This is a genomic window from Nocardia sp. CY41 (assembly GCF_009829325.1).
Lineage (GTDB): Bacteria > Actinomycetota > Actinomycetes > Mycobacteriales > Mycobacteriaceae > Nocardia.
On the sequence record NZ_VUOS01000078.1, the window covers coordinates 1 to 5,737 of the forward strand.

The 5,737-nt window shown below is 65.8% G+C and carries 6 protein-coding genes and 2 pseudogenes; 3 read left to right on the forward strand and 5 right to left on the reverse strand.

The window, feature by feature from the left end:
• Positions 1 to 501 precede the first annotated feature (501 nt).
• Both GVY64_RS36320 and GVY64_RS36325 read right to left on the reverse strand, forming a co-directional pair.
• Entirely contained in the window at positions 502 to 735 is a 234-nt protein-coding gene (locus GVY64_RS36320) for a gas vesicle protein GvpG (protein ID WP_159851146.1), read from the reverse strand.
• Entirely contained in the window at positions 726 to 1,214 is a 489-nt protein-coding gene (locus tag GVY64_RS36325; protein WP_159851148.1) for a hypothetical protein, read from the reverse strand. Before GVY64_RS36325 ends, GVY64_RS36320 begins: the two co-directional genes overlap by 10 nt.
• 422 nt (positions 1,215 to 1,636) lie before the next feature.
• Between GVY64_RS36325 and GVY64_RS36330 the strand changes: the two genes are divergently transcribed.
• Both GVY64_RS36330 and GVY64_RS36335 read left to right on the forward strand, forming a co-directional pair.
• Positions 1,637 to 2,020 (forward strand): hypothetical protein, encoded by a 384-nt coding sequence (locus GVY64_RS36330; protein WP_159851150.1) that lies wholly within the window; start codon positions 1,637 to 1,639, stop codon positions 2,018 to 2,020.
• A 125-nt stretch (positions 2,021 to 2,145) separates the two neighbouring features.
• Positions 2,146 to 3,246 carry an alpha/beta hydrolase gene (locus GVY64_RS36335; protein WP_159851152.1) on the forward strand — a complete coding sequence of 367 codons (1,101 nt, stop codon included), beginning with the start codon at positions 2,146 to 2,148 and terminating at the stop codon, positions 3,244 to 3,246.
• Positions 3,247 to 4,026: 780 nt separating this feature from the next.
• Here the strand turns inward: GVY64_RS36335 and GVY64_RS38985 are convergent.
• From GVY64_RS38985 to tnpA, 3 genes and pseudogenes are all read right to left on the reverse strand, one after another.
• A pseudogene (locus GVY64_RS38985) lies at positions 4,027 to 4,632 on the reverse strand (DUF4158 domain-containing protein); the annotation flags it as partial.
• A gap of 16 nt (positions 4,633 to 4,648) precedes the next feature.
• A pseudogene (locus GVY64_RS38510) lies at positions 4,649 to 4,732 on the reverse strand (hypothetical protein); the annotation flags it as partial.
• Between the two features lie 2 nt (positions 4,733 to 4,734).
• Positions 4,735 to 5,271, reverse strand: coding sequence for an IS200/IS605 family transposase (tnpA, locus tag GVY64_RS36350; protein ID WP_236567537.1), 537 nt, complete (start codon positions 5,269 to 5,271; stop codon positions 4,735 to 4,737).
• Between the two features lie 17 nt (positions 5,272 to 5,288).
• On the opposite strand from tnpA, the gene GVY64_RS38830 reads away from it, so the two are divergent.
• A complete protein-coding gene (locus tag GVY64_RS38830; RefSeq protein WP_268895712.1) occupies positions 5,289 to 5,588 on the forward strand; it encodes an SPW repeat protein in 300 nt (99 codons plus the stop codon).
• The last annotated feature ends 149 nt before the right edge of the window (positions 5,589 to 5,737 follow it).

A 5,737-nucleotide genomic window follows, 5' to 3' on the forward strand; every position in this document is an offset into this window, starting at 1 on the left:
TCGCCGCCGCGGCCACGACTCCGACAACCCTACCCACGATGCGTTTCACGCAGAACTCCTCGATGATGTGATGACACTGAACACGAACTGACGAACCTATCGCCGTCCACCACCACCCCGTTTCAGCAGAAGGTGGTGAGCGCACCATATCGGCGATCTATGGCGCAAGGTCCGCGACGCGATCAGATCTTCAGGTTCCCACTCGCGCCGCACGATCGGAGAATCTACAGCCCCGGCCGCTAGTTTGCGGTTCGCCGTAGCAATAGCAGTCTCGGGCCGACGAGCAGGCCGGCTTGTTGCGCGCCCGCGCGGCCGCCGGAGTGTCGAAAGCGCGCTGGCCAAGCAGTTCGATGTCAGCCGCGAAACCGTCTACGCCTACCTGCGGGCCGAGACCGTCACGGCTGAGCTGCGACGTTGCCGGTTTCGAACACAAAACCGAGCGCTTGTCGGTGGGGTGAGGGTGGTCGCGTTCTGAGTATGAGTTCAGGCCTTCGGCCTCGGTCACAGCGGGTAACTCCGCATCCGGAGGAACACTTGTTGCTGGGCGGCGAGCTTTTGCTGCTGCGACAACTCGCCGGCGGCGGCGGCTTCGGCGATCCGCTCGAGTCGCCTGCGGATGACCGCGGGGTCCGGTCGGGTCTTGTGCTCGGCTTGATCCCGGACGGCCTGGGCACACCGGATCACCCCGGTGACCACACTCAACGGCGAGGTGAGGATCGCACCGATCACCCCCACGGCCGGGCCCTGTCGCGGCTGCGTCCGCCGGCCTCGGCAGCTGACCGGCACCCGGTCGAATCGTCGATCGGCGCGATCATCGGTTTCCGCCCCGGTCCCGCTGTGTGACGGCCGCCGTCCTCCTCTGGTGTCCTACCCCGCCGAATCGAATTCCGGCGGCGGGGTAGGACACCAGACAGTCCCCACCATGTCATGGTCGCGGCCACGCCCAGATATTGCAGGTAGGCGACGATCACCAGCGGCCCGCCGTAGTCACGGCACCACGCACGCAGCACAACCAGCGCGACCACCCCGGCAGCGAGTAGTACGACACCGAGCACCACCGCCGGTGTCCGCAACGGCGCCAGCTGCGCATCGAGTCCGGACGCCGGCGGTGCCCAGGCGTGCGCAGCAGCATCGACCGGGCGGGCCGGGAACCCACCGTTGGTGGTGGGATCGGACTCGGCGGACGAGTTGCGTGCGGCAGCGGTGGTCACCATGGTTGTCTGGCTGATGCTCCGATCGGCTGGGGGCCGCAATTCCGGCATTCGGACAGTCGTCGGTGACGACCGCCATCCTCGGTGACCGATCCCGACAGGTAACGGTTACCCGCTACACGCCAGTTATCACGGTGACCGCCCACTTTTCCCGCCGCACCCGGCGTGATCACCACACTCGAGGGCCGACAGACATCTACCGCGGCGCGCCGGCCGAGCGGCCCGGCCTGACAAACTGCTCCCGCGAAGCCCTCCAGAATATTGAGTTTGACTCAAAGTCAGTCACGGCGTAGTTTCGGGTAACGACGCCCCGTGGGGCGTGATGTCAATGGGATACCTGGTGTCCCGGGTGCCGGGCCCCGGCTGCGCGGGCGAGGCTGCGGCGAACAATTTCCATCCGGCCGGTGGAGGCGGGCTGTCTTCCGATGGTCTTCGATGCGGAACTGGTTTCTATGATGACTGCGCTGCGACCTCTTGCCTACGGGTATCTGCGTGATGACTTGATTCATGATCGCGACGGAGACTCGGGTGAAGACACGTTGCGGGCCGCCGCCCGGTCCCTCGGCTACGAGCTGGGTGCGGTGTTCCACGAACCGCCGCCGCAGGGCGGATTGCTTCCACCGGCGTTCATCGAGCTGATCCAGGAATGCCGTCGCGTCGCCGCGCACGCGGTGATCACAGTGCAGGGGCACCTGTCGAACATGTCCATGTCACGGATGGTCCTGCACGAGGTCCTGCACACGCGCGCCGAGGCGGTCGTCCATGAAATCGAGCGCTGCGGCAGCGCGGGGGGTCGGCAGATCCCATGAGCGACCGCACCATCCGGGCGTGCCGTCAAGCCCGGCCCACAGCACAGGGATACACCGGACGTGGCCCGACGCCGAACAAGATTTCATTTGCCGACGCCGTCGACCGGGCCGCTGGGGAGACGACCATGACCACGGCGGCCGCCCGGTCGCGGTCGTCGCTGATCGTGGAGCGGCCGAACCGGGCGAGTATCGCGACCAGAGTCGCCCACCCGCTGCTGCAAGCCACGATCGGATTGGGGTTGGCCGCCTTGACTCACAAAGGGGGCCGCCGCCCCCTCGAGCAGCTGTGCCGATTCGGTCGTCTCCTCGACCTCCCGGCCGCGCTGCTGGTGGCCCCGCACGGCACCCAACGCGCGAAGGTGCAGGCAGAAAACTGGCGCGCTGAATGGTTGTGGCATGGCGACCTACCCGACCCGCGGCGTACACAGCACGCAGCACTGCTGTATCTCCACGGCGGCGGATACATCTGCGGCGGTCTGAACACCCACCGCCGTCTGGTCGCCAAGATCGCGCGCGTGAGCCGGATACCTGCCTTCAACGTCGACTATCGCCAATTGCCGCACGCCCACATCACCGACACCCTCGACGACGCGGTCGAGGCGTATCGATACCTGCTCGAGCGCGGCTTACGGGCCGAGAGGATCATCGTGTCCGGCGATTCCGCCGGCGGCGGCCTGGCCTTCCGCCTCGCGCTGGCCACCCGCGAACGCGGATTACCGATGCCCGCCGCGATCTCCGCGATCGCACCATGGGCCGACTTCGACTCCACCCAACGCGACATCCACCCCAACCGCCACCGCGACGCCTACCTACCAACCCGAGGTATGGACATCATCGCCCAACACGGGTTCGCGGTCGATGGCCGGCTCGACCCGGCATGGTCGCCGGTCAATCACGACTTCACCGGGCTACCACCGGTCCTCATCCAGGTCGGCTCGACCGAATGCCTGCGCCCGGACGCCGAGGCCTTGGCCCGCCGCTGCGCCCAGGCACACGTGCCGGCACGGCTGCAGATCTGGGACCGCGCCCCGCACGTCCACCACGCAGCCGCCGACCTGCTCCGCGACGCCCGCGACGCCATCGACCACCTCGCGGCATTCCACCACCAGATCATCGCAGGCACACCGAGCAGTTCGGGCCCTTGTGCCCCGGCGGCGGCCCAGATGAGACGGTATTGCGCAGCTTCTACGCCTATCACTTCGAGGCGGGCACCGGGCCGCCGGTGAACCCGTTCCCGCTGGCCAGGGCGCGGCGGTACGCCCATCACAATCCGATGGACCGGTTCGAGAAGGGGGTAGGGGCTCATCCGCCAGAAATCCGGCGGTAGCGAGTTATGGCAGATAGCGGCGCACTATCTGCCGTAGACGGCAGAGCCGTCCGCGCGACGGCATCTCCGCCCCGGGGCTACTCGGGAAACTATCTGCCACAACGCGGGCAGCGGGCCGGATGGACGGTGAGGACGCTGCCAATCGCTCCCCGAGAGTAGCGGCCTCACTGATCATCGCGACAGGAAATCACCTACAGCCCGACACCGTTCACCGAATCGGGCTTACCACCGGATTCCTGCCGGATGAGCCCCTATCCCCGGGCTAAGCCACTTCTACTTTGGTTTCGCCGTTCTGCTCGACAATGCTCTCGGCAACGTGCCATGACATCGGCGGGGAAGTTCGCGGCAGCCGGGATCCGTCACCCCACTGACTCGTCAGTTGGCCCACCGTCGTATCTGTGGGGCACATTTTCCTGTGACGACTGTGCCGTCCAGGAGAGGGTTCACGCATTCTCCGAGGTGTTTCAATGCCTCGTCGAGGGCATGAAGTTCCTGCGGCAGGATCGTTTCGCGGGCGAGCTTGCTGTAGCCATCGACCCAGCGCGGCCCTGGCGGATGTACCGCGGTCGGCAGTTCGAGACCTGGCCGGTGGGCGTGCTGTTTGGCGAGCGCGGTGATGGTTTTGCGATCGAGAATTCCCGGATGAGCAGCAGGAGGTCCACCAGATCACGCCACCGGGTTGATCACGCATCCGGTTCTCGGCGGCACTGAACTTCCCCGACAGCGCCTGGTCGAACAGCGCCATCACCTCATCGAGCACATCGGCGGCCGCCTGCGCCAGCACCGTCAACAAGATCGGATATCGGCGCTGCGGATCACGACGTTCCAGCGCCTGCCCGGTCAGGCGGCGGCCCAGGGTGGCGAGGAACCGGCGGCGCTCCGCCGGGAGCACCGACAGATCGAGGGTGTCCGCGCTCAGGCTCCGTACGAACCCCAGTTTCTCGACCTCGTTTTTCACCGCAGCCGCGGATGCCTCCACCGGCCCGGTGGACAACCACCGCAACCGGGACATCCGGATCGAGGAATCGGTGACCAGCAAGCCGTCCAGCTCCGCGCAGCGTTGCGGAGTCAGCTCGTGCGCGAGCCGATCGTAGGTCTCTCGTTGCGCCTGCTCACGAGCGTGCACAACGCGGCGAATCACGGTGTCGGGGCTGGGCCGGATCACCCGCGCCGAGATCAGATACTCACACCCCAACCGGAACAACAGCGTCGGTGAATCATGCTCCATCGCCCGCGCCAACAAGAACTCATCCAGCTCCTTCAACTCCAGCGTCCCCGCCGGGCGCCTGGTTCGGCTCGAAGCCCAGGTGTTCGGTCATCTCCTCGTTCAACGCCGTCTCGAGGACGGTCTTGGTGAGCAGCCCGTTCGGCCCGGTCAGAGACAAGGCTATCGGTTACCTCTCACCACGTGGCGGCGACCGACAATGACCCGGGGATTTTGCCGCCTGGATGATGACTGTCCCTGATGACTGTGCGGAAGCAGCTGGGTCACAGCGAAGACCGAAGGCATCGAGCGTCCCTGCTCCTTGAGGTAGCGACGCATCCCCGATATAGGGGCGGTGGCGGTCGAACCGACGAAGTACGACTCCAGCCACAGATGTCGCGAAGGACCGAAAGGGCGCATCAAATCGGGGAACTCTCGATCGACCCTGGACGCTGAGTCCTCTTTGAGGGAGCCCACCAACCTCGACAAGGCCATCAGCGGAGAATATTTCACCACTACGTGAACATGGTCGGGCTTGCCGTTGAACTCGACCAGTTCGCAGCCCAGCCCCTCGCACAGCGCCCCCATGATCTGCTCCAGACGAGCCAGGTGACCACCGGTGAAAACCAAGCCCCGATACCTGGTAGCGAAAACCATATGAGCAAACAACTCGAAGACACAACCTCCATCCGGCCGAACATCGAAGTGCTCCTCGCTCATAAGCCAATGCCTCCCGCTTGATCGACACCAACGCGATTCTCGCAACCAAGCCACTGAACCTACTGCACACACCGAAGCCTGACCGCCGAACGTGCTCGCCTGCGCCTGGGAGTGCCCCGCCCTGGGTTCGATGTCTCCATCAAACCCAGGGCCGGACAGGCCTGTATCTCGCGATCTCCCCGTGGGTCGTGGGGTTCGACGGATTGTCGACCTTGACCGTCAACAACCTCGTCTGCGGTATCGCCCTGGCGATGGTGGCCCTCGGATTCGCCTCGGTGTACGGCCGCACCCACGGCACGTCTGGGCCGCGCCACTGATCGGCCTGTGGACGATCCTCGCCCCCGTTACCTTTCTCGTGGGTCCGATCCAGGGCCTCGGTCGCCGGGCCCGGTATGACTTCTTGCCCCTGTCTTTCGCATGATCCGGGGGGTGGTGTCGCCGGGTACCGGTGGCATCGGATGGACCG